The sequence below is a fragment of the Streptomyces tirandamycinicus genome, from assembly GCF_003097515.1.
GTDB classification, from domain to species: Bacteria; Actinomycetota; Actinomycetes; order Streptomycetales; family Streptomycetaceae; genus Streptomyces; species Streptomyces tirandamycinicus.
This window is the reverse complement of record NZ_CP029188.1, coordinates 2,229,245-2,249,132: the sequence shown is the minus strand read 5'-3', so window position 1 is coordinate 2,249,132 and position 19,888 is coordinate 2,229,245. Positions and strand designations below refer to the sequence as shown.

The following is a 19,888-nucleotide window of genomic DNA, read 5'->3' as shown; positions in this document are numbered from 1 at the left end:
AGCGCATGACGTGCGGCCGGTAGGGAGCAAATACCTGCTCGAGGAGCCGCTCGGCCGCGGCGCCACGGGCACCGTCTGGCGGGCCCGCATGGGCGTCTCCCCCGGCGCGGCGGCGCTCGGGGGGAGCGAGATCCCGGGCGCCGACGCGGCCGTGCCCGGCCGGCCCGGCGAGACCGTCGCGATCAAGGTCCTCAAGGAGGAGCTCGCGAACGACGCGGACGTCGTGATGCGCTTCCTGCGCGAGCGGTCCGTCCTCCTCCGGCTGACCCACCCGAACATCGTGCGCACCCGCGACCTGGTCGTGGAGGGCGATGTCCTGGCCCTGGTGATGGATCTCGTCGACGGCCCCGACCTGCACCGCTACATCCGCGACAACGGGCCGTTCAGCCCGGTCGCGGCCGCCCTGCTGACCGCCCAGATCGCGGACGCGCTCGCCGCCAGCCACGACGACGGCGTGGTCCACCGCGACCTCAAGCCGGCCAATGTGCTGCTCGCCGAGCGGGACGGCGAGATGCACCCGATGCTCACCGACTTCGGGATCGCGCGCCTCGCCGACTCCCCGGGGCTGACCCGTACGCACGAGTTCGTCGGAACCCCCGCGTATGTCGCGCCCGAGTCCGCTGAGGGCCGCCCGCAGACGTCCGCCGTGGATGTCTACGGCGCCGGGATCATGATGTACGAGCTGGTCACGGGCCGCCCGCCGTTCGGCGGGGGCACGGCGCTGGAAGTGCTCCACCGCCACCTCAGCGAGGAGCCCCGGCGTCCCTCCACCGTTCCCGGCCCGCTGTGGACGGTCATCGAGCGCTGTCTGCGCAAGGAGCCGGGCGAGCGGCCGAGCGCCGCGAACCTGGCCCGGGCCCTGCGGGTCGTCGCCGCCGGTGTCGGCGTGCACGCCACGCCCGCGCAGATCGAGGCCGCGGAAGGCGTCGGGGCCCTGCTCGCGCCCGACCCGTCGCCGGCCACCGTCCCCGGCATGCCGGGTGCGGCCGACCCCACCCAGGTGCTGCCGCACAACGCCGCCTCGTTCCACCAGGGCGGCGACGGCTCGTACGACCCGAGCGCCGCGACCAGCGTCCTGCCGCACTCGTCCCCTGCGGGCCCTGCGGGCGCCGCGGGGGACCGCACCGCGGTCATGCCGCCCGTGCCCCCGCGCCCCGACGGCCCTCCGCAGAACGACGGGCCGCACCCTTGGCAGTCCCAGCTGCAGGCGGCCCGGGACCGCAACGAGCAGACCCAGGTCCAGTACCTGGACCCGAGCGAGGACCCCCTGCGCCGCCGTCCGCAGCGCCGCCCGGCCCCGCAGCAGCCGCAGCAGCCGTACCAGCAGCAGGGCCGCCGTCCCCAGCCCCAGCCCCCGCAGCAGCAGTACGCCCCGCCCTCGCAGCAGCACGCACCGCAGCAGAATTACGCACCGCAGCCGCAGCGCCGGAGTGCGCCGCGGCAGCAGCCACCGCCCCGCCAGGCCCCCCAGCGGCCGCCGCGCGAGCCGCGCCCGCCCCGGCAGCGCAGCGCCAACCCCATGCGCATCCCGGGTCTCGGCTGTCTCAAGGGCTGCCTGTTCACGCTGCTTCTGCTCTTCGTGGCGGGCTGGCTGATCTGGGAGCTGACCCCGCTGCAGAGCTGGATCGCCCAGGGCAAGAGCTACTGGGAGGCCATCGGTGACGCCGTGTCGGGCGTGACCGACTGGATCTCGGAGCTGAGCGGGGGCACGTCCGGTACCGGCGCGACGGGCCCCGGCGCCGGTCAGTAGCCCGCCCTGCGCGTGATCCCTCCGTCGCGCCCTTTTGTCGCCATGTCGACTTCGGCGGAGGAAAAAGCCCCGCAGAGGTGACGGTTGGCCCCTCCGGGGCACGAGGCCCCCCGACACCCGCGTAGTTTGATGGGCAACGCCAGCCGCTGAGGGAGCAGTCTTGGCACGGAATATCGGCAGCCGGTACACGGCCCATCAGATCCTGGGCCGGGGCAGTGCGGGCACGGTGTGGCTCGGCGAAGGGCCCGAGGGCCCCGTCGCCATCAAGCTGCTGCGCGAGGACCTCGCCTCCGACCAGGAGCTGGTCGGGAGGTTCGTCCGGGAGCGCACGGCCCTGCTCGGACTCGACCACCCCCGCGTCGTCGGCGTGCGCGACCTCGTCGTGGACGGCAGCGACCTGGCCCTCGTCATGGACCTCGTCCGCGGTACCGACCTGCGGACCAGGCTCGACCGGGAGCGCAGGCTCGCGCCCGCGGCCGCCGTCGCGATCGTCGCGGACGTCGCCGAGGGACTCGCGGCGGCCCACGCCGCCGGCGTCGTCCACCGCGACGTCAAGCCGGAGAACATCCTGCTGGACATGGAGGGCCCGCTCGGTCCCGGCGGCGCCCACCCGGCCCTGCTCACCGACTTCGGCGTGGCCAAGCTGATCGACACGCCGCGCCGCACCAAGGCGACCAAGATCATCGGTACGCCGGACTACCTGGCCCCGGAGATCGTCGAGGGCCTGCCTCCGCGCGCCGCCGTGGACATCTACGCCCTCGCGACCGTGCTGTACGAGCTGCTCGCCGGCTTCACCCCGTTCGGCGGCGGGCACCCGGGCGCCGTACTGCGCCGCCATGTCACGGAGACCGTCGTCCCGCTGCCCGGGGTCCCGGACGAGCTGTGGCAGCTGGTCGTCCAGTGCCTGGCCAAGGCACCCGCCTCCCGTCTGCGCGCCTCCGAGCTGGCCGCCCGGCTGCACGACCTGCTGCCGCTGCTGGCGGGGATGCCGCCGCTCGACGTGGACGAGCCGGACGCCGGGCCCACCGAGCCCTACGAGGAGGTCGAGTACGCGGCGCGGCCGGCCGAACCGCGCCGCCGCGGGGCCGTCCCGCTGGTCCGCAGCTCGGCCACGGACTCCAACCGGGACACCCACACCTCGATGCGCGTCCCCGGCCCCGACGAACTGGCGGGCGGCGCCCGCGGCACCGCCCGCGCCCCGCGCGCACCCGGCCAGCGCCGCCGCCCCGGCTCCGCCCGGCACAGGGCCGGCGCCGTCCGCAGACGCCGGATCACGCTCGGCGTCGCGGGCCTGGTGCTGGCCGCGGCGGGCGTCGGCGGCTGGCTGGCGACGAGCGGCGACGAGCCCTCCGCACCGCCCGCGGACTCCGAGCAGTCGGCCCCGGCGCAGCCCTGACGCGACCTACGGCCCTCGGGTCTCGAACCCGTTCGAGGCCCCGGGCCGGTGACCCGGGGTCCGGGTCCCGGGGCCGGCGGCCCGTGGCTCCGGGGACGGTCACCCGAGGCCCGAGGCCCGAGGCCCGAGGCCCGAGGCCCGAGGCGCGAGGCGCGAGGCCGGAAGCCGGCGGCCCGTGACCCGAGGCCGGGTGAGAGCCGCCCTCCTGTCGCCGACGCCGGGCGCCCGGCGCCCGTTGTCCACAGGCGCGACGGGCGTTCCGCGCGATGCCGTTACCCTTGGACGCGTGGCAGTCGTCGATGTATCCGAAGAGCTGAAGTCCCTCTCCTCGACCATGGGGTCGATCGAGGCCGTCCTGGACCTCGACAGGATGAGGGCAGACATCGCCGTGCTCGAGGAGCAGGCGGCGGCGCCGTCCCTCTGGGACGACCCCGAGGCGGCGCAGAAGATCACCAGCAGGCTCTCGCACCTGCAGGCCGAGGTCCGCAAGACGGAGGCGCTCCGCGGACGGATCGACGACCTCGAGGTGCTCTTCGAGCTCGCCGAGGCCGAGGACGACCCGGACACCCGCGCGGAGGCCGAGGCCGAGCTTGAAGCCGTCCGGAAGGCGCTGGACGAGATGGAGGTCCGCACCCTCCTCTCCGGTGAGTACGACGAGCGTGAGGCGCTGGTCAACATCCGGGCCGAGGCCGGCGGAGTCGACGCCGCCGACTTCGCCGAGCAGCTTCAGCGCATGTACCTGCGCTGGGCCGAGCGCCACGGCTACGGCACGGAGGTCTACGAGACCTCGTACGCGGAGGAGGCCGGCATCAAGTCGACCACCTTCGTCGTGAAGGCGCCGTACGCCTACGGCACGCTGTCGGTGGAGCAGGGCACGCACCGCCTGGTCCGCATCTCCCCGTTCGACAACCAGGGCCGCCGCCAGACGTCCTTCGCCGGTGTCGAGGTCCTCCCCGTCGTCGAGCAGTCCGACCACGTCGACATCGACGAGTCCGAGCTGCGCGTCGACGTCTACCGCGCCTCCGGTCCGGGCGGCCAGGGCGTCAACACGACGGACTCGGCGGTCCGCATCACCCACATCCCGACCGGCATCGTGGTCTCCTGCCAGAACGAGCGCTCCCAGATCCAGAACAAGGCGAGCGCGATGAACGTCCTCCAGGCCAAGCTCCTCGAGCGCCGCCGCCAGGAGGAGCAGGCCAAGATGGACGCTCTCAAGGGTGACGGCGGCAACTCCTGGGGCAACCAGATGAGGTCGTACGTCCTGCACCCGTACCAGATGGTCAAGGACCTGCGTACGGAGTTCGAGGTCGGCAACCCGCAGTCGGTGCTCGACGGAGAGATCGACGGCTTCCTGGAGGCGGGCATCCGCTGGCGGAAGCAGCGGGAGAAGTAGCGGCAGCAGCCGCACGCGACGGCCGCGCCCCCATCGGGGGACGCGGCCGTCCGCCGTTCCCTGTTCGCTGTCCCAGTTCCCCTTCCCCGTTCCCCCTTCCCCGTTCGCGTGCGCCGGTCGCGTTCGGGCGGGCGCGCCGGACGGTGGCCCCGTCCCTCTGACGGCGCGGCCACGCAGAAGCCCTCGCCGGCGCCGGCGCCTTCTCCAGCGCCGACCCCGGTGAACATCGACATCGACATCGACATCGACATCGCCGAGGGCCCACCCCGCAAGCAGCTTACGTAAACTCAATTCCTCCTCAAGAAAGCCGAGTTCACCCTGCGCTGCCAAGGGCTCACGGATAGATTCTCGAATCCGGGCGCAAGCCGTTGGCGCGCCCTGGGCCGGCTGCGCCGGGGCTGCACGTCCGCACCTCCCCACACAGAGGTGCTTGCGACGACCGGCGCCCCCGCGCAGTCCCGCCGGCAGCGGACGGGCAGGTGCGGCATCCGCTCGCTATCCGCCCGGTGTGCCCGCCGTCACTTATGCGTTCGGCACCCCTTTCGCCGTACAGTGAAGCGGCATTCCGGGTGCGCATGAAGCCGGAATCGTTCTCAACCTTCCCTAGTGGGGCCGTATGGCCGGGCCTGCCGGGCTGTCATATAGGGCACCGCATAGGGGATTTGCTGATGCGATCGCCTGAAGGGTTGCTGCCCCTCGGCCCGAGCTGTGCGATGGCCGGCCGGGCCTCCTCGCCTCCGTCGGGGAACCAGATGGTATGGGGTGGGCCTCGAAGTGTCCGTGGAATTGTTAGATTCACAGGGAATGCATAGTAGGGCCCGCCCATTCGGGGTGAATCGGGCCCGCATGGCGCCTCGTGCGCCACGCCGTGCTTCCGGCCGGACACTTTCCGTAGTGAATCCGGTCCTGAGGTGAATCGGATCCGGGGATGTCGGCGGGCGGAAATGCGGCACAACCCGCACTTCCATGCAACGGGAAATGGGTGAATCCTAAACCGGTGGCGCGGTTCCTTAAGCGAAGTCTCTCCGGTTGACAAAGAGAAGTTCAGGAAAGGCCGCCAGAGCGGGAAGGTTTGCTTATTGTTTGTGCGGCAGCAGCGTCATCGGCGGTCCCTCACCGGTGGGCGGCCGGAAGCAGTTGGCGGCGGACGTTCCGCCAGGCACTGCCACGATTCGCAGGAGAGGCAAGGATGGTCGGGCACAGCGGCAGCGGGCCCTCCGCAGAAGGCGCCCATTCCGTGCTCCACACACGACTCATACCGCCCGTGCTCGGCCCCCTTCTGGACCGTCCCCGGCTGTTCCGGACGCTCGACACGGGAGTGACCAGACGACTCACCCTCGTGGTCGGTCCGCCGGGGGCCGGCAAGAGCGCGCTGCTGGCCTCCTGGGCCCGATCGCTGCCGCTGGGCGAGCCCGCGTGGCTCACACTCGACGCCGATGACAACCATGTACCCCGGCTCCTCACCCACCTCGCCGCGGCCCTGGCCCGCGCCACCGCGGCCCGGGGCGGCGAGGGGCTCCGCTTCAGCGACGGGGTGAGCGTCCCCGCCCTGCTGGACGAGGTCTCCGGGCATCCGCATCCGCTCGTCCTGGTCGTCGACGCCTTCCACGAACTGCGGCCCGGGCCCGCGCGCAGCGCCCTGCTGCAGTTCGCCCGCTACGCACCGGGCGGCCTGAGCGTGGTGCTCGCCGGCCGGAGAGAACCCGACCTGCCGCTCCACAAGCTCCGCGCGGGCGGCGAGCTCACCGAGATCAGAGGCGCCGACCTCGCGTTCACCCATGCGGAGACGGCCGCACTGTTCCGGGCGCACGGAGCGAAGGCCGGTGACGACCAGGTCGCCGCCGTGGTCCGCTGCTCGGGGGGCTGGGCGCTGGCGGTCCGCTACGCCTCGGTCAATCCGGTCCGGGGCAATGATCCCCGCTCCTGCCTCGAGGGGTGGTCCCAGGCCATCCGCCACTGCTCCGACTTCCTGCTGTCGGAACTGCTCGACCCGATGCCCGCGGACGACCAGGACGTGCTGCTGCGCACCAGTCTGCTCGGCGAGTTCAGCGCGTCCCTGCTGCGCGCCCTGACCGGCCGGGCCGACCTCAACCGGGTGCTGCGGAGGCTGTCCACCGAGCACGACCTGCTGGTGCGCGACGACGAGTGGACCTACCGGCTGCCCAATCCGCTGATGCGCGGGGTGCTCTCGAGGGAGCTCGCCGAGCGGTACGGCTGGCCCGAGGTGAGCCGGCTGCTGGGCAAGGCGGCCCGCTGGTACGAGGACATGGGCGCGGCCTCCACCGCCCGGAGGTACGCGGCAGCCGCGCAGGCCCACGCGGCGGGGCCCGCGCCGGGGGGCGACATCCTCCTCCCGCCGGGACTGGGGCGCGCCGGCGGGGGAGCGTCCCTCCCGGGGCCCGCGGGTGACGCTGCCCGGTCACCCGCCCGGTCACCCGGCGCGTCACCCACCCCCTCACCCGTCACGTCACCCGCTTCGCCGTTCCCCGCAGGGCCGGACGCACCGGGCGCCGGGCCGCAGGCGGTCGCCGACCCGCTCACCCGCAGTGAGCTCGACGTCCTGCGGCTGCTGCCGCTCGGCCTGACGCTGGACGAGATCGCCGACCGCCGCCATGTCTCCCTCAACACCGTCAAGACGCAGGTACAGGCCGTCTACCGCAAGCTGCAGGTCGGCCGCAGACGGGACGCGGTCCGGGTCGCCGCGGAGCGCGGCCTGATCAGTCCCCGGGGCTGATCCCGCACGGGGGCCGGCCGGCCCCGGGCCCGCGCCCCCCGACCGCCGAAGCGGCGCCCGGCGCGGTGTGCCCGGGGGCGGGGGTGACCGGCCGCGGGGTGTCCGGGGTGGGGGTGGCCGGCCGCGGTGTTGCCTGGCGCCGGGGTGTCCGGGGCGGGGGTGCCCGGCCGAAGTGTTGCCCGGCCGCTGTGTTGCCCGGGCGGGAGTGCCCGACCGCGGCGGAGCCCGGCGCCGGGTGCCCGTCACCGCGCTCCCGCACGGCGGGTGATGCCCCGTCACCCTCGCGCCGTCCAGCCCCCGGAACGCGTTTCACCCCCGACGCGTGATGCCTCCTCCACCGGCCCACCGGTTGGCTTCAGCCGATCGCTGCGCATGCAGAGGACAGGAGGCAGCCAGTGCTGGATGCACGTGCGAGGGATGACCGGACCGCCGCCGCGGACCGGGGGGACGGCGGGACGGAGGACGACCTCGCCGGGCTCCGGCGGCTGGAGGCCGTCGTCGGGCCTGCCGGGCGGCCGGTGCGCGGGTCCCAGCTCCTTCCCAACCTGCCGGGCGAGCCCCCGTACTCGGTCTTCGTCTCGTCCATCGGCGACCCCACCGCGCTCTGGTCCGACATCCCCGCCCAGCCCCGGGGACTGGACGGCGCCGGAGGCGGCACCGACCCCGAGCGGGCCCGGCTGATCAGCGTCGCCGAGGCCCTGGAGCGCTACACCAACTCCTTCTACCAGCCGCAACTGGTGCGCTGGGCGACCGCGGACGAGCTCGGCGACGAGGCGGTCGACCTCGACGCGCTCCCTCGCTGCTCGGACACGGAGCTGTCCGAAGAAGCGAACTGGCTGATCCGCCCCGACACCTCGCTGCCGCAGCGCTGGGTTCGCGGCTGGTCGCTCACCCGGAGCCGCCCGGTCTGGATCCCCGCGTCCTATGTCTGGCTGTTCACCGCGCACGAGGCGATCGGGGAGCGGATCGCCAATCCCATCTCGACCGGCTGCGCGATCCACTCGGATCTGCACCAGGCCCTGGTGAACGGGATCTGCGAGGCGATCGAACGCGACGCGATCGCACTGGTGTGGCTGCAGCGCCTCGAACTGCCGGAGATCGACGTCACCGGCGAGCCGTCCCTGCGGGAGCAGCACCGGCGGGTCAGGGACGGCTTCGTGGAGTACCGCTTCTACGACGCCACCACGGACGTGGGCGTGCCCACCGTCTACGCGGTCGTGCTCAGCGACCACAACGACACCCTGGGCCAGCTCGTGATGTGCGCGACCGGGACCGACCCCGCCGAGGTCATCCGCAAGATCTACCGGGAGGCGGCCTCCTCGCGCATCGCCCTGCAGGCACCGCACACCGTCCCCGAGGACCCGCGGGACTTCACCAGCGTCCTGCACGGCGCCCTCCACATGGGCCGCCCCGAGCGGCGCGACGCCTTCGGCTTCCTGCTGAGCGGGCCGCGCGCCACCCGGGTGCCCGCGGACCTGCCGCGCGCACCGGCCGGCCCTCCCGCACGGCACCTGTCCTGGCTGGTGGAGCGGCTGGCCGCGGTGGACGCCGAGGTGATCGCCGTGGAGCTGACCACGGAGGAGGCCCGGCGCGCCGGACTCCGCTCGGTACGGGTCGTCGTACCGCAGCTGATGCCGCTGTCCTTCGTGCACCGCAACCGGTACCTGGCGCACCCCCGGCTCTACCGGGCACCGGCCGCGATGGGGCTCACCAGCCACCCGGAACACGAACTCAACCCCCACCCGCAGCCCTTCGCCTAGGAGAGAACCGCCGTGCCGTTCACCACCGCACCCGCGCACATCCTGTGGACCGGGACGTTCGGCAGGAGGGTCGCCGACCACCTGACCGCGCTCACCGACTGGCCCTCCGCCACCGCCGACGCCCTCGGCAGCCGGTCCGCCGAGTGGCCCCACACCGCGCTCCGCGTGCTCGCCCTCTGGCGGGACGAACCCACCCTCCTGGAAGGGGTCGCCCGGCTGCACGGCGTGTGCCGCACGACCTGGCTCCCGGTCGTCCAGGAGTTCCCCCTCATCAGGATCGGTCCCCTGGTGGTGCCGGGCGAGGGCCCCTGCCACTCCTGCTACACCCGGCGCCGGGCCCAGCACGAACGGGGGCGCGAGGTCACCCGGGCCCTGCAGGAGTCGAGGGCGGCCGACCCCGGCCACGGGATCGCCGGGTTCACCGACGCGCAGGCCATGATCGCGGCCGGTCTCGCCGTGGACCTGCTCACCCGCTACCGCACCGGGGACGGCGCCGTACCCGGGCAGGTGACCTTCTACAACATGCTGAGCCGGTCGCTGTTCTCCGACACCGTCATCGGCGTCCACGGCTGCCCGGAGTGCGGGCCGCCGGTGGACCCGGACGACGGCTGGCGGCGGCTGGCCGACGAGCTGCCGCTCACCACGGGCCCCGCGGCGGGAGGCGAGCGGTGAGCACCCTCGCCGGCGACCCGGGACAGCGCGGCACGCCCGCGGCGGTCGTCGCCGCGGCCGTGAGCAGCGATCCCCAGTTCCGCCTTCCCGCCCGCCCGCAGCTCTGCCGGGGGCTCCATGTCGTCGACACACCCGACGGCGTGGTCATCGACGGGGGCGCCGAACGCCAGCATCTGCGCGGCGCGTCGGCCGCGGCCCTCCGGCGGCTCCTGCTGCCCCTCCTGGACGGCAGCCGGGACGCCGCCGCGCTGGCCCAGGCGACCGGATGGAGCGAATCGGCCGTCCACCAGGCCGTCGCCACCCTCTACTTCGCGGGGGTGCTGGAGGACGCGGCGCAGGCCGTACCCCCGCCGGAGGGCGACGGGCCGTCGGGGCCGGCCGCGGTCTGGATGTCGCGGACGCTGGACTGCGCCCGCGTCCACCCCCACTCCAGCCATGCGGCGCTCGCCGCGGCCCGGGCCCGGGTGCGGCTGAGCGTACGGGCGTCCTGGCGGCAGCCGCTGCGGACGGCACTGGCCGACCTCGGGATCACCGATGTGCTCCCGCTCGCGCCCGGCGAGGAGGCACCTGAGGAAGCACTGGTCGTCGCCGACCTCGCGGCGCCCCGTGCGACGGTCGACCGGATCGTCGAGCAGAGCGCCCGGCTGGGCATCCGGCTGCTGCTGGCTGACGAGCGGGACGGACGGGTCGCCGTGGGGCCGCTGGTCGACCCGTCGGCGACCGCCTGCGCGCACTGCGCCCGTGCCGCCGTCGCGCTCCGGCCGCTGCCACCCGAAGGTTTCCTGGCCGTGGCCCCCACCTCGGGCGCGGCGACCGCAGCCGGACTGATCGCCGAGGAGCTGAGGGCCCTGCTGCTGCGGGGCGAGCCGGTCCAGTCCCTCGGCGGGCAGCTCGTCGTGGACCTCGCGGACAGCTCGACCACCACGTACAAACTGACTCCCGACGCCGGCTGCCGCACCTGCTACCCGACCGCCGAAGGCCGCACCGATCCCCTGCCGGACGACGGGCCGCTGCACTACGAGCACGCCGTGGCCTTCCCACCCCGGCATCTGGTCAACCCCAAGGCGCACCAGCACCACTTCCGCCCGGAGAACGTCGGGCTCCAGTTCGAGCGGCTGAGGTACCCCAACAATCCGCGGCATCCGCTGCCCGAGGCATCCCTGGCGGACCTGGAGAAGCTCGCCGCGGTCGCGGAACCGCCGCCGTGGCCGGAGGCCCTGGCGGCCCTGATGCGCTTCACCGCCGGGCTGCGCGGCCCCGGCGACGAGGGCGAGGCCGGCGACCCCGGCCGGGTCAACCGCTGGGCCCCGACCGGCGGAAACCTGGGCTCGCCCCATGTCTACGCGCTGCTCCGGGGTGTCCCCGGCCTCCCCGACGGCGTCCACTACTACGACGCCGCCGACCACGCGCTCACCGCCATGCACCCCCACACCGACCACCTCGGCACTCTCATCGAGGCACTGGGCGGGGAAGCCGCGGACGGCGGGACACGGCCCGGCGTGCACCTGGTCCTCGCCTCGGACATCGGCCGCGTCGCCCGGAAGTACGGTCCGTTCGCCTACCGCGTGGGGAACCTCGACACCGGATGCGCACTGGCCCAACTGGCTCTCACGGCCCGGGCGATCGGGCTGGCGCACGGCCTGCTCGACCCCCACCCCCTGCAACGGCACCGGGAACTCCTGGTGGGCGCCGCCGGGCCCGCGCTCATCACCGCCGCCGTGCGGCTCCACGACGAAGGGAGCGGCTCGTGCCGCTGATCGACACGGCCCGGCTCACCGAGGAGCTGCTGGCCGCACCGCCCACCACGTCCGCCACCGTCACCGCATCCGCCACCGCACCCGCCACCGCGCCCGGTGCCGTCACCACGTCCGCCACCCGGGCCGCCTCACGGTCGGCCACCGCCACCGCCACCGCCGACGACTTCCGGCCCGGCGCGGCTCCGCCGCTGCCCGGCGACCCGGTCCACGCGCTGCGCCGCCGCACCGCCCAGCGGCACTGGGCCCCCGAACCCCTGGACGGGGACGTCCTCGTCCAGGCCCTCGGGTACGCCTTCGAGCAGGACGAGCGGCTGTGGCGACCGGCCTTCCCCACACTGCCGGCGCCGTCCGCGACCGTACTGGTGCAGCGACTCCTCGGCGTTCCGGACGGCTGCCACCGCTATGCGCCCGGGGCGCGGCGGCTGGAGCCCGAGCCGCACGTCGTCCTGCCGCCGCTCGCCGACCTGGTGCTGCAACTGGAGTTCGGCGATGCCCCGGCCCTGGTGGTGGTGCACGGCGACCTGGCGACGGCCGCCGAACGGCACGGGGCGGGGGGCCACCGGCTGCTGCTGGCGCGCGGCGCGGCACTGGCCCACGCCACCTGGCTCGCGGCCCTCTCCCTCGGAGCCGCCGGCTCCGTGTTCGCCGGTGTGCTCGGTGCGGCGGGACGCACCCATCTGGGCATCGACGGATCCGGCCGGGCACAACTGATCGGACTGGCCCTCGGGTCCCCCCACCGGGTCCGGTCGGCCCCGGCCCCGGCCGACCGGACCGGGGAGCGGTGATGGCCGGCCCGTCCACCGGCGTCGCCTCCGGCACCGCCGAGCCGTCCTGGCTCGACACCGAACGCCCGGCCATGCGCCCCGACGTCGAGATCACCGAGGGTCTGCACCACGAACCGCTCGCCTACGACCCCGTCAGCGGCCACTACACCCGGCTGTCGAGGAGCGGGGCCGCGATCCTCACGGCCCTCGACGGCTCCATGACCGGACGGGAGTTCGCCGCCCGCGCCTCGGGCGCGGGACGCGGTGACGGCTCCACCCGGCAGGTGGTGCTGGACTTCCTGGGTGAGCTGCGCGCCGCCGGACTGCTGACCGTGCCCCCGGACGGCGGCCGGGACGCCTCGGCCGTGCGCTTCGCCCGCCGCAGCCATATGCCACGCCGGCCGCTGGTGGGCTCCGGGGTCCGCGCCGTGCTGGATCCGCCCGCCGCGCTGCTCCGCCGCGCGCCGCTGCCCTTCGGCGTCCTGTGGACCGCCGCCGCCGTCCTCGCCGTCTGGGGGGCCGGATCGGCGCTCGCCGCTCCCCTCGCCTCCGGCGGTCCGGCCCTGTCCCTCCCGGTGTGGGGCTGGACGGTCGTCGTCTGCAGCATGCTGCTGCAGACCGCGCTGCACGAACTGGCCCACGGGCTGGCGTGCCGCTACTACGGCGTCCCCGTCCGGGAGATCGGCGTCGGCCTCCTCTTCTACCTGGTCCCCGTGGCCTATGTGGACCGCACCGACGCGCACCGGCTCCCCGGCCGAGGGTCGCGGGTGGTCATCGCCCTGGCCGGGGTGGCCCAGGACGTGCTGTGGCTGGGCGGCTGGTCGGCGCTGTCGCTGTACGCCGACGGGCAGTTCGGGCAGCTCTCCCTGCTGATGGTCTGGCTGCAGATCGGCCTGCTGCTGGCGAACCTGAACCCGCTGCTCCCCACCGACGGGTACCACGCGCTGGAGTCGGCCATGGGCACACTGAACCTGCGCTCGCGCGCCTTCACCGCGCTGCGGTGCCGGGTGCTGCGGCAGCCGCCGCCGAGCTGGCTCGCCGTCCGCAGCCGCTCCCGGCAACTGCGCTACCAGGTGTTCGGAGTCGTCTGCCTGGCCTACGCGCTGCTCGTCGCGGTCTTCTGCGTGCGCTCGCTGCTGGCGCTGTTCGGGGGCGTGTGATGACGACCTCGACCGAGAGGCAGTCCGCGACGGCGGCTCAGCCCGCCATGGAGCCTCAGTCCACGACGGCGGCTCAGCCCGCCATGGCGCCCCAGTCCGCGACCGCACCTCCGCCCGCCGCCGGACACCCCCTGGCCGAGGGCCCGGCCCTGAGCAGGGTCGCCGGACTTCCGGCAGCCGCCGTGGCACCGCTGGCCGCCGAGGAGGTCGCCGAGGTCCTGGACCGGATCGCCGCGGCCCGCCGGGAACTGGCCGCCCTGGCACCGGCGGTGACCGGGCTGCTGTACGACGCCGTACCGCTGATGGCGGCCACCGGCGCGCGCCGGTCGGTGCTGCGCTGGCGGAGGGCGGCGCACGCCGGGCGCCCGCACCCCGTGACACCGGAGCTGCTCGCGCAGGTCCGCGAGGCACTCGCGCCGAAGGGAAGGGAGACTGCGGCACTGGATCGCTGGGCGGAACGCGCCGGGGACCTCGCCGGGCTGCGGCAGTCGCTTCGGCTGCGCGCCGGGGCCGCGGAGGCGGCCGAGGAGCGGACGCTGCGGCACCTCATGGGCCTGCCCGCCGTGTCCGGTGCGCTGGCACTGGTCTCGCCCGTGTTCTCGCGTCGCGTACGGCAGCCGGACGGGCGGCCGCTGGACCGAGGGGAACGCCTCACCGCGTACGGGTACGCCGTACGGTCCGCGCTGAAGGCCAGTCCGCTGTCCTCGCTCACCCATGTCGCCGTCCCCGGAGCGGACCACGGCGCACGGGTACGGGTCGGCCTGCACCCCCTGGCAGGGCGGGTGCTGCTGCGGGCGGCGGCCGTCCGGGACGGGGTGCGCGGCCTGGTCCGCTGGCGGGTCAACGGCTCCCTGCGCACCGCGGGCCCCACCGCCCGGCTGAGCGAGCCACGGCAGTCGGTGACCGACGGCTGGGCCTGGTCGGACGACGAGGTCCTGGACGCGAGCGGAAGGGAGGACCTGTCCGCCGCCCTGCGGGATCCGCGGGGGCTGCCCGCCGTCCGGCTGGCCCGGTACCTGGAGGCCGGTCTGCTGGACGTCGACGACCCCTGCCCGCAGGACCGGCTTCTGGACTGGCTCGCCGCGGCACTGGCCGCGTCCCGGGACCCGTCGGACCACCGGGCGGCCGGGCGGCTGCTGACCGCCGCGCGCGAGCTGTCGGCCATCGCCGGCGGCTGCCCGGCGGCCCGGGCCGCCGGCCTGGTGCGGCTGCGCGAGGCACTGGAGGAGGCCCTCGACGCGCTCGGCGCCGCCGACGACTGGCCGCTGCGCGAGGTGACCCTGGTCTACGAGGACCGGGCCGGCACCCTCCCGGCCCGCCCGCGGGACGACGAGCGGGCCACGGTGCTGCGGCGCCATGCCCGGGCCGCGTGCGACAGCCTGCGGGTGTCTCCCGAGTACCAGGCGCTCACCGACGCGTTCGTGGCGCGGTTCGGCGAGGACGGTGTCTGCGACGACGTGTTCGGCTTCCTTCAGGAACTGGCCGCATTCGGCGTTCCCGGTGTTCCCGGCGGTCCCGGCGTCTCCGTGGGACCGAGCGGCCCCGGCGGTCCCGGCGTCTCCGTGGGACCGAGCGGCCCCGGCGGTCCCGGCGTCTCCGTGGGACCGAGCGGCCCCGGCGCTCTCGGAGCCCCCTCCGGAGCCCCCTCCGGAGCCCCCTCCGGAGTCGCGCCGGGTACCGCCCGCCCTCGCCCCGCCCGTCCGGGGCGGTCGAGTTGCCTGCCCTCGGTCGCGGTCGTCTTCCAGGACTGCGAGGAGCCCGCCGACGGCCCGCTCCTCGTCGTCAACCAGGTCTCCTCGGGCATGGGAGGGCTGATCGCCCGTTTCCACCGGCTGTACGACTCCGCCGGCGGCCCGCGCGGGGCGGGCTTCGCCGAACGGCTCCGGGCCTGGGCGCGCACGCTTCATCCGGACGCCGAGTGCCTGGAGTTCGTCCCGGCCCGCGAGGTCAATCCCCTCCAGGGGGACAGCTGCGGCGTCCTTCCCGCGTCGCTGCACTGGCCCACCGCGCCGCGCCGGTCCGGCCCGGGCGTACCGCTGGAGGCGCTGGACCTGGTCCACGACAGCCGGGAGAACGCCCTGGAACTGCGCCGCCGGAGCGGCACACCGGTGGCCCCCGTCTACCTCGGCACCGTCCCGTGCCATCTGGTGGGGGGAGCGGCCCGGTTCCTGCTGGTCCTGGCCGACCCCTGGTGGCTTCCCCCGGGTCTCGCCGACGGCACCCGCCCGGACGACCCGTCGGAGACGGGACCCGGCGTGTCGGCCCGGCACGTCGTGGCGGGTGCGGCGGTCCGGCGGGCGCGGTGGCGGATGGAGGCGTCCCAGGTACCGCGCCGGGAACCGGGCGAGGAAACGGCGGACTTCCTGGAACGGGTCGACGCCTGGCGGCGGGAACACGGCATGCCCGCCGAGGTGTACGTCAGAGGGGAGAACGGCGCCCCGCGGCGCGGGGACCGGGCCCGCAAGCCGCTGTGGCTGGCCTTCGCCTCCCCCACCGGCCTGGACCTGCTGGACCGCCTCACCGAACGGCCGGACACGGTGGTGGTGTTCACCGAGTGCCTGCCGCGCCGCCCCGCCGGGGAGGGCCCCGGCGCCCGTGCGGTGGAGCACTGCGTGCACTTCGCCCGCCCGGCACCGGGCACGGACCGGGGGCGGTGCTGAGATGGCCACCGAGGAATGGCTGTACGCCCGAGTCCACCACGCCGGGCACCGGGACGGCGAACTCCTGCTGACCGGCCTGGTCCCGGCCTGGGTCGAGGCGGCCGAGCGCGCGGGCGTCCGGCGGTGGTTCTTCCTCCGCTACGCCGACGCGAGCGGCCCGCATCTGCGGGTGCGCTTCCTGGGCACCCCGGCCGTGCTCGACGACTGCTGGGAGGCCGGCCGCGCCCTGTGGAAGGAGCACGTCCCCCCGCCCGCCCGGGGGGAGGTCGAGCGGCTGCACCCGCGGGCGGAGGAGGGCCTGCCCGGTCACGGCAGTCGCCGGCTCAGCCTGGGCGTCTACGGCAGGGAGCACCACTACTACGGCTCCCCTCCGGCCGTCGACATCGCCGAGGAGGTCTTCCAGGCAAGCAGTGAGCTGGGCCTGGACGCGGTACGGGCGACCGGAGCGGACCGCACGGCCAGGGCACACCTCGCGGTGCGGGTGATGCGGTCCTGCCTGGGCACGCTGGGCCGGAGTCAGCGCGAGCGGATCTGGCGGCTGCACTGGGGCCACTGGACGGGCCTCCTCGCCGGGGACCCGGCCTGGCTTCAGGAGACGGAGCGGATCGCCGAACGGTGGGCGGCGGGCGCGCGACCGCCCATCGGTGGCCGGGAGCCCGCAGCACGGCCCCTCACCACCTCCGCCCGTGCCCGGTCCTCCGCCCGTGCCGGGTCCTGCTCTGCCGCTGCCGATGCCCATGCCCACACCGATGTCGGTCCAGCCTCCACCGCCGGCGCCGTGCCCGTAGCCCTGCCCGCCGCCGACGCCGGGTCAGTCCCCGCGCTGCCCGCCGCCGCCGACGCGCTGGGCCGCGACCTCGCGGACGGCGTGCGACGCGCTCTGGCCGTCGACCCCGACGCGGTCGCCTCGCGCCTGCTGCTGATGCAGATGCACATGACGCTCAACCGGCTCGGCTTCCTCCCCCTCGAAGAGGCCGTTCTCGGACGGGTGGCGGCACGGGCGGAGCGCTCCGATCCCCCCTCGCCACTCCCGGTGCATCCGGCGCATCCCGCCGCGCCCCCCGGCACCACCGCCCCCTAGCGGGCCCCGAGACCCGGCGTCCGTCAAGGGCGCCGTAGCGGCCCCGTCCGGGACCGCAGCCTGAAGATCACGAAAGGAACAGCGTGATGAACGAACTCGATCTGCGCATCGAGCAGGAGAGCCCCGAGGTCGAGGTGCTCCCCGACACCCAGTCCGCGGGCTCCTGCGCCGGATCCGCCGGCACGGCCGGATCCCTCTCCTGCCCCGGGGGCTCCATCGGCACCGTCGGCACGGCCAGCAGCTCCGGCTGACGCAGATCGCCCGCGTCGGGCCCGCCGGGACCCGGCCACGGCTCCGGACCTCCGGAGCCGCACCACCACCGAACCACCCACCACACGACAGGAGTCCGCAATGAACGACCTCGACCTGCGTCTGGACCAGGAGATGCCCGAACTGGAGGTGCTCCCCGAGGAGTACTCGGCCGGGAACGTCTCCTGCGCCGCCACCGTCGGCTCCGGTTCCTGCCCGGCCATGACCTGGGGGTGCGCGAGCACCCTGAGCTCCAAGTAGCGCACCCGCACCACGGCCGGCCGGGGCACCGGGTCCCGGCCGGCGGCCCTCGGCGGACGATCCGGCGGCGACGCCGGTCGTCGTACGAGGAGCAGGAGAGGAAAGGAGAGGACACGGCATGGACAGGTTGCCCGACACCGACGTACTGGAACTCGTACTGGAGGGTGAACCCCCCGAGCTGGAGGTGCTGCCGGCCGGGCACGCCCCGAGCAGCACCCTCGGCAGCGCGGGAAGCATCAGCTGCGCGTCCTGCCCCGCCGCCTCGGCCAGCAGCGCGTCGACCGCCAGCAGCCACTGAACCGGCGGACGGCACGGGCTGCGGCCACGAGCCGTTCGCCCCGCCGGCCCGGACGGCCGCGGCAGGTCCCCGGACACGCCGCCGTCGGCCGCCGCCGGCTCACCGGCGGACATCCGCACACACCGTCACACAGGAGGAATCATGAACGACATCACCCCGGTCTCCGGCCCGGCACTCGACCTGCGCCTCGACCAGGAGGCGCCGGAACTGGAGGTCCTGCCGGCGTCCCACTCGCCCGGCAGCACGGTGGGCACCGCCGCGACCGGCAGCTCCATCTCCACGCCGTCGGGATGCTTCAGCAGCGCGGGTACGGCCAGCAGCGCCTGACCCTGTGCCATCCCGCAGGCCGCTGACGGACGGCCGGTGAACGGGCCGACGCCCGGCACCTGAGTACGTCACGGCCCGCCGGGGCGGCCGGCCCCTGCCCATGTCGGGCAGGTTCCGGCCGCCCTTCCCGGCAGTGCCCGCGGCTGACGCGGGCCTCATGGCCGGCCCGGAGCGCCACACTCCCCACCCCGCGCTCCGGGCCGGTCTCCGTCCCTTCACCGCCACCCGTACCGGTCACGGAAAGAAAGGGAATGCACTACGCTCGGTAGCGGCCGACGAGAGGCGACGACGGCTTCGCACCGGGGGAGTTGGGCATGGCGATCGAGGACAACCCGAAGTCCCGTGAGACCTACGGGGCCGAGCTGAAGCGCCGTCGTGAGGCGGCCGGACTCACCCAGGAGGAGCTGAGCCGGCGGGTGGTCATGTCCCGCACCCATATCGCGCACATCGAGGCGGGCAGGCGCAGACCGGACGTGGAGGACGCGCGGCGACTGGACCGCGTGATGGACAGCGGCGGCTTCTTCGAGCGGTTCCTGCCGTCGCTGAAGGAGGGCAAGGTCGCTGAACACTTCGCGGAGGCGCTGGAACTGGAGCGCCAGGCGAAGGTGATCCGGGAGTACGCGCCGAAGCTGGTACCGGGCGTCCTGCAAACGGAGTCGTACGCACGGGAGGTGCTGAGCTCGGGCTTCCCGTCCAAGACGGAGGCCGAACGCGACAGGCTCCTCGGTACACGACTCGCACGCGCCCGCATTCTCGACGACTTCCATTCACCGGTGTTCTGGGCGCTGCTGGACGAGGCGGTGCTGCGGAGGGGCGCCGGGTGTCCGAAAGTCATGAGCGAACAGCTGCGCCATATTGCCGACTTGGGCGAGAGTCGTCGGATCCGGGTGCATGTCCTGCCGTTCTCCCTGGGCCTCCACTCGCTCCTGGAAGGCTTCGTCTCGCTTATGTGGTTCGACGACCTCCCTCCCGTCGCCTATGTCGAAGCCCTGAAGACGGGCCGGGTGCTCGAAGTGCTCTCCGTGGTGCGCGAGTGCCAGGCGGTCTACGATCACGCCTTGGGGGACGCGCTCTCGCACCGCGAGTCCCTGGCTCTGATCAGGACCGTCGCGGAGGAGTACGAGCATGCACAGCAGTGAGCACGTCACCCCCGCCGCCGACACCGCCCCGAAGTGGCGCAAGTCCAGCTACAGCGGCGGCAGCAGCGGCGAATGCCTCGAAGTCGGCGACCTCTGCACAGCCTTCGTCCCCGTCCGGGACAGCAAGAACCCCCATGGCCCCGCGGTCGTGTTCGGAGCGGCCGCCTGGACGGCCTTCGTCGGCTCACTCAGGGCCCATCCGATCGACCCTGAGGGACGCCGGTTGCCGTTCCCGTGATTCGCGGGCGGGAAGTGAAAAGCCGCTGGCGGCTCGCTTTGTCGATAAGGCAACTGGCTTTGAGCAAGTGGTAGTTCCTCGCTTACGTCACAGTTATCTGCTCCCGCCTCGGGCAACTGGCCCCATTTCGGGCATTGCGCGCGCAATGAAACTTGACGCGTCCGCGGAAACTGGGAAGGCTGACGCGCGGCATGCGTACCTGTGGGGCGGGTGTGAGCAGGGGAGTGGAAACGCAACCCCTGAACGGTC

At 74.3% G+C, this 19,888-nt stretch carries 17 protein-coding genes; all 17 read left to right on the top strand.

Annotated elements, in window-relative coordinates:
- Positions 1 to 10: 10 nt before the first annotated feature.
- Positions 11 to 1,750 carry a serine/threonine-protein kinase gene (locus DDW44_RS09960; protein ID WP_108906194.1) on the top strand — a complete coding sequence of 580 codons (1,740 nt, stop codon included), beginning with the start codon at positions 11 to 13 and terminating at the stop codon, positions 1,748 to 1,750.
- Positions 1,751 to 1,910: 160 nt separating this feature from the next.
- Positions 1,911 to 3,146 carry a serine/threonine-protein kinase gene (locus DDW44_RS09955; protein WP_108906193.1) on the top strand — a complete coding sequence of 412 codons (1,236 nt, stop codon included), beginning with the start codon at positions 1,911 to 1,913 and terminating at the stop codon, positions 3,144 to 3,146.
- Positions 3,147 to 3,432: 286 nt separating this feature from the next.
- Positions 3,433 to 4,539 (top strand): peptide chain release factor 2, encoded by a 1,107-nt coding sequence (gene prfB, locus DDW44_RS09950; protein WP_026165299.1) that lies wholly within the window; start codon positions 3,433 to 3,435, stop codon positions 4,537 to 4,539.
- Between the two features lie 1,237 nt (positions 4,540 to 5,776).
- Positions 5,777 to 7,273: a helix-turn-helix transcriptional regulator gene (locus DDW44_RS09945; RefSeq protein ID WP_244223993.1), complete on the top strand. Its 1,497-nt coding sequence runs from the start codon at positions 5,777 to 5,779 to the stop codon at positions 7,271 to 7,273.
- A gap of 395 nt (positions 7,274 to 7,668) precedes the next feature.
- A complete protein-coding gene (locus tag DDW44_RS09940) occupies positions 7,669 to 9,033 on the top strand; it encodes a YcaO-like family protein (RefSeq protein WP_108906192.1) in 1,365 nt (454 codons plus the stop codon).
- 12 nt (positions 9,034 to 9,045) lie between these two features.
- Positions 9,046 to 9,705: a TOMM precursor leader peptide-binding protein gene (locus DDW44_RS09935; protein ID WP_108906191.1), complete on the top strand. Its 660-nt coding sequence runs from the start codon at positions 9,046 to 9,048 to the stop codon at positions 9,703 to 9,705.
- Positions 9,702 to 11,462 (top strand): nitroreductase family protein, encoded by a 1,761-nt coding sequence (locus tag DDW44_RS09930; RefSeq protein ID WP_108906190.1) that lies wholly within the window; start codon positions 9,702 to 9,704, stop codon positions 11,460 to 11,462. The genes DDW44_RS09935 and DDW44_RS09930 overlap by 4 nt, the downstream gene beginning before the upstream one ends.
- Positions 11,453 to 12,247, top strand: coding sequence for a nitroreductase family protein (locus DDW44_RS09925; RefSeq protein WP_108906189.1), 795 nt, complete (start codon positions 11,453 to 11,455; stop codon positions 12,245 to 12,247). Before DDW44_RS09930 ends, DDW44_RS09925 begins: the two co-directional genes overlap by 10 nt.
- Positions 12,247 to 13,386: a PqqD family protein gene (locus DDW44_RS09920; protein ID WP_018891560.1), complete on the top strand. Its 1,140-nt coding sequence runs from the start codon at positions 12,247 to 12,249 to the stop codon at positions 13,384 to 13,386. Before DDW44_RS09925 ends, DDW44_RS09920 begins: the two co-directional genes overlap by 1 nt.
- Positions 13,386 to 16,046 carry a hypothetical protein gene (locus DDW44_RS09915; RefSeq protein ID WP_146207002.1) on the top strand — a complete coding sequence of 887 codons (2,661 nt, stop codon included), beginning with the start codon at positions 13,386 to 13,388 and terminating at the stop codon, positions 16,044 to 16,046. Before DDW44_RS09920 ends, DDW44_RS09915 begins: the two co-directional genes overlap by 1 nt.
- Position 16,047: 1 nt before the next feature.
- On the top strand, positions 16,048 to 17,127 hold the full coding sequence (locus DDW44_RS09910; RefSeq protein ID WP_108906187.1) for a lantibiotic dehydratase C-terminal domain-containing protein: 1,080 nt from the start codon (positions 16,048 to 16,050) through the stop codon (positions 17,125 to 17,127).
- Positions 17,128 to 17,213: 86 nt separating this feature from the next.
- Positions 17,214 to 17,378, top strand: coding sequence for a thiocillin family RiPP (locus DDW44_RS09905; RefSeq protein WP_018891563.1), 165 nt, complete (start codon positions 17,214 to 17,216; stop codon positions 17,376 to 17,378).
- 100 nt (positions 17,379 to 17,478) lie between these two features.
- Positions 17,479 to 17,637: a thiocillin family RiPP gene (locus tag DDW44_RS09900; protein WP_017947951.1), complete on the top strand. Its 159-nt coding sequence runs from the start codon at positions 17,479 to 17,481 to the stop codon at positions 17,635 to 17,637.
- Positions 17,638 to 17,755: 118 nt separating this feature from the next.
- On the top strand, positions 17,756 to 17,935 hold the full coding sequence (locus DDW44_RS09895) for a thiocillin family RiPP (protein ID WP_017947952.1): 180 nt from the start codon (positions 17,756 to 17,758) through the stop codon (positions 17,933 to 17,935).
- Between the two features lie 141 nt (positions 17,936 to 18,076).
- Positions 18,077 to 18,262, top strand: coding sequence for a thiocillin family RiPP (locus DDW44_RS09890; RefSeq protein ID WP_017947953.1), 186 nt, complete (start codon positions 18,077 to 18,079; stop codon positions 18,260 to 18,262).
- Positions 18,263 to 18,576: 314 nt separating this feature from the next.
- On the top strand, positions 18,577 to 19,401 hold the full coding sequence (locus tag DDW44_RS09885) for a helix-turn-helix domain-containing protein (protein ID WP_027734139.1): 825 nt from the start codon (positions 18,577 to 18,579) through the stop codon (positions 19,399 to 19,401).
- On the top strand, positions 19,388 to 19,639 hold the full coding sequence (locus DDW44_RS09880; protein WP_108906186.1) for a DUF397 domain-containing protein: 252 nt from the start codon (positions 19,388 to 19,390) through the stop codon (positions 19,637 to 19,639). Before DDW44_RS09885 ends, DDW44_RS09880 begins: the two co-directional genes overlap by 14 nt.
- Positions 19,640 to 19,888: the final 249 nt, after the last annotated feature.

Excerpts from the sequence above, each read along its gene's own strand:
- DDW44_RS09920 (WP_018891560.1), top strand. The coding sequence starts at position 12,247 with ATGGCCGGCCCGTCCACCGGCGTCGCCTCCGGCACCGCCGAGCCGTCC.
- DDW44_RS09915 (WP_146207002.1), top strand. The coding sequence starts at position 13,386 with ATGACGACCTCGACCGAGAGGCAGTCCGCGACGGCGGCTCAGCCCGCC.
- DDW44_RS09910 (WP_108906187.1), top strand. The coding sequence starts at position 16,048 with ATGGCCACCGAGGAATGGCTGTACGCCCGAGTCCACCACGCCGGGCAC.
- DDW44_RS09905 (WP_018891563.1), top strand. The coding sequence starts at position 17,214 with ATGAACGAACTCGATCTGCGCATCGAGCAGGAGAGCCCCGAGGTCGAG.
- DDW44_RS09900 (WP_017947951.1), top strand. The coding sequence starts at position 17,479 with ATGAACGACCTCGACCTGCGTCTGGACCAGGAGATGCCCGAACTGGAG.
- DDW44_RS09895 (WP_017947952.1), top strand. The coding sequence starts at position 17,756 with ATGGACAGGTTGCCCGACACCGACGTACTGGAACTCGTACTGGAGGGT.
- DDW44_RS09890 (WP_017947953.1), top strand. The coding sequence starts at position 18,077 with ATGAACGACATCACCCCGGTCTCCGGCCCGGCACTCGACCTGCGCCTC.
- DDW44_RS09885 (WP_027734139.1), top strand. The coding sequence starts at position 18,577 with ATGGCGATCGAGGACAACCCGAAGTCCCGTGAGACCTACGGGGCCGAG.
- DDW44_RS09880 (WP_108906186.1), top strand. The coding sequence starts at position 19,388 with ATGCACAGCAGTGAGCACGTCACCCCCGCCGCCGACACCGCCCCGAAG.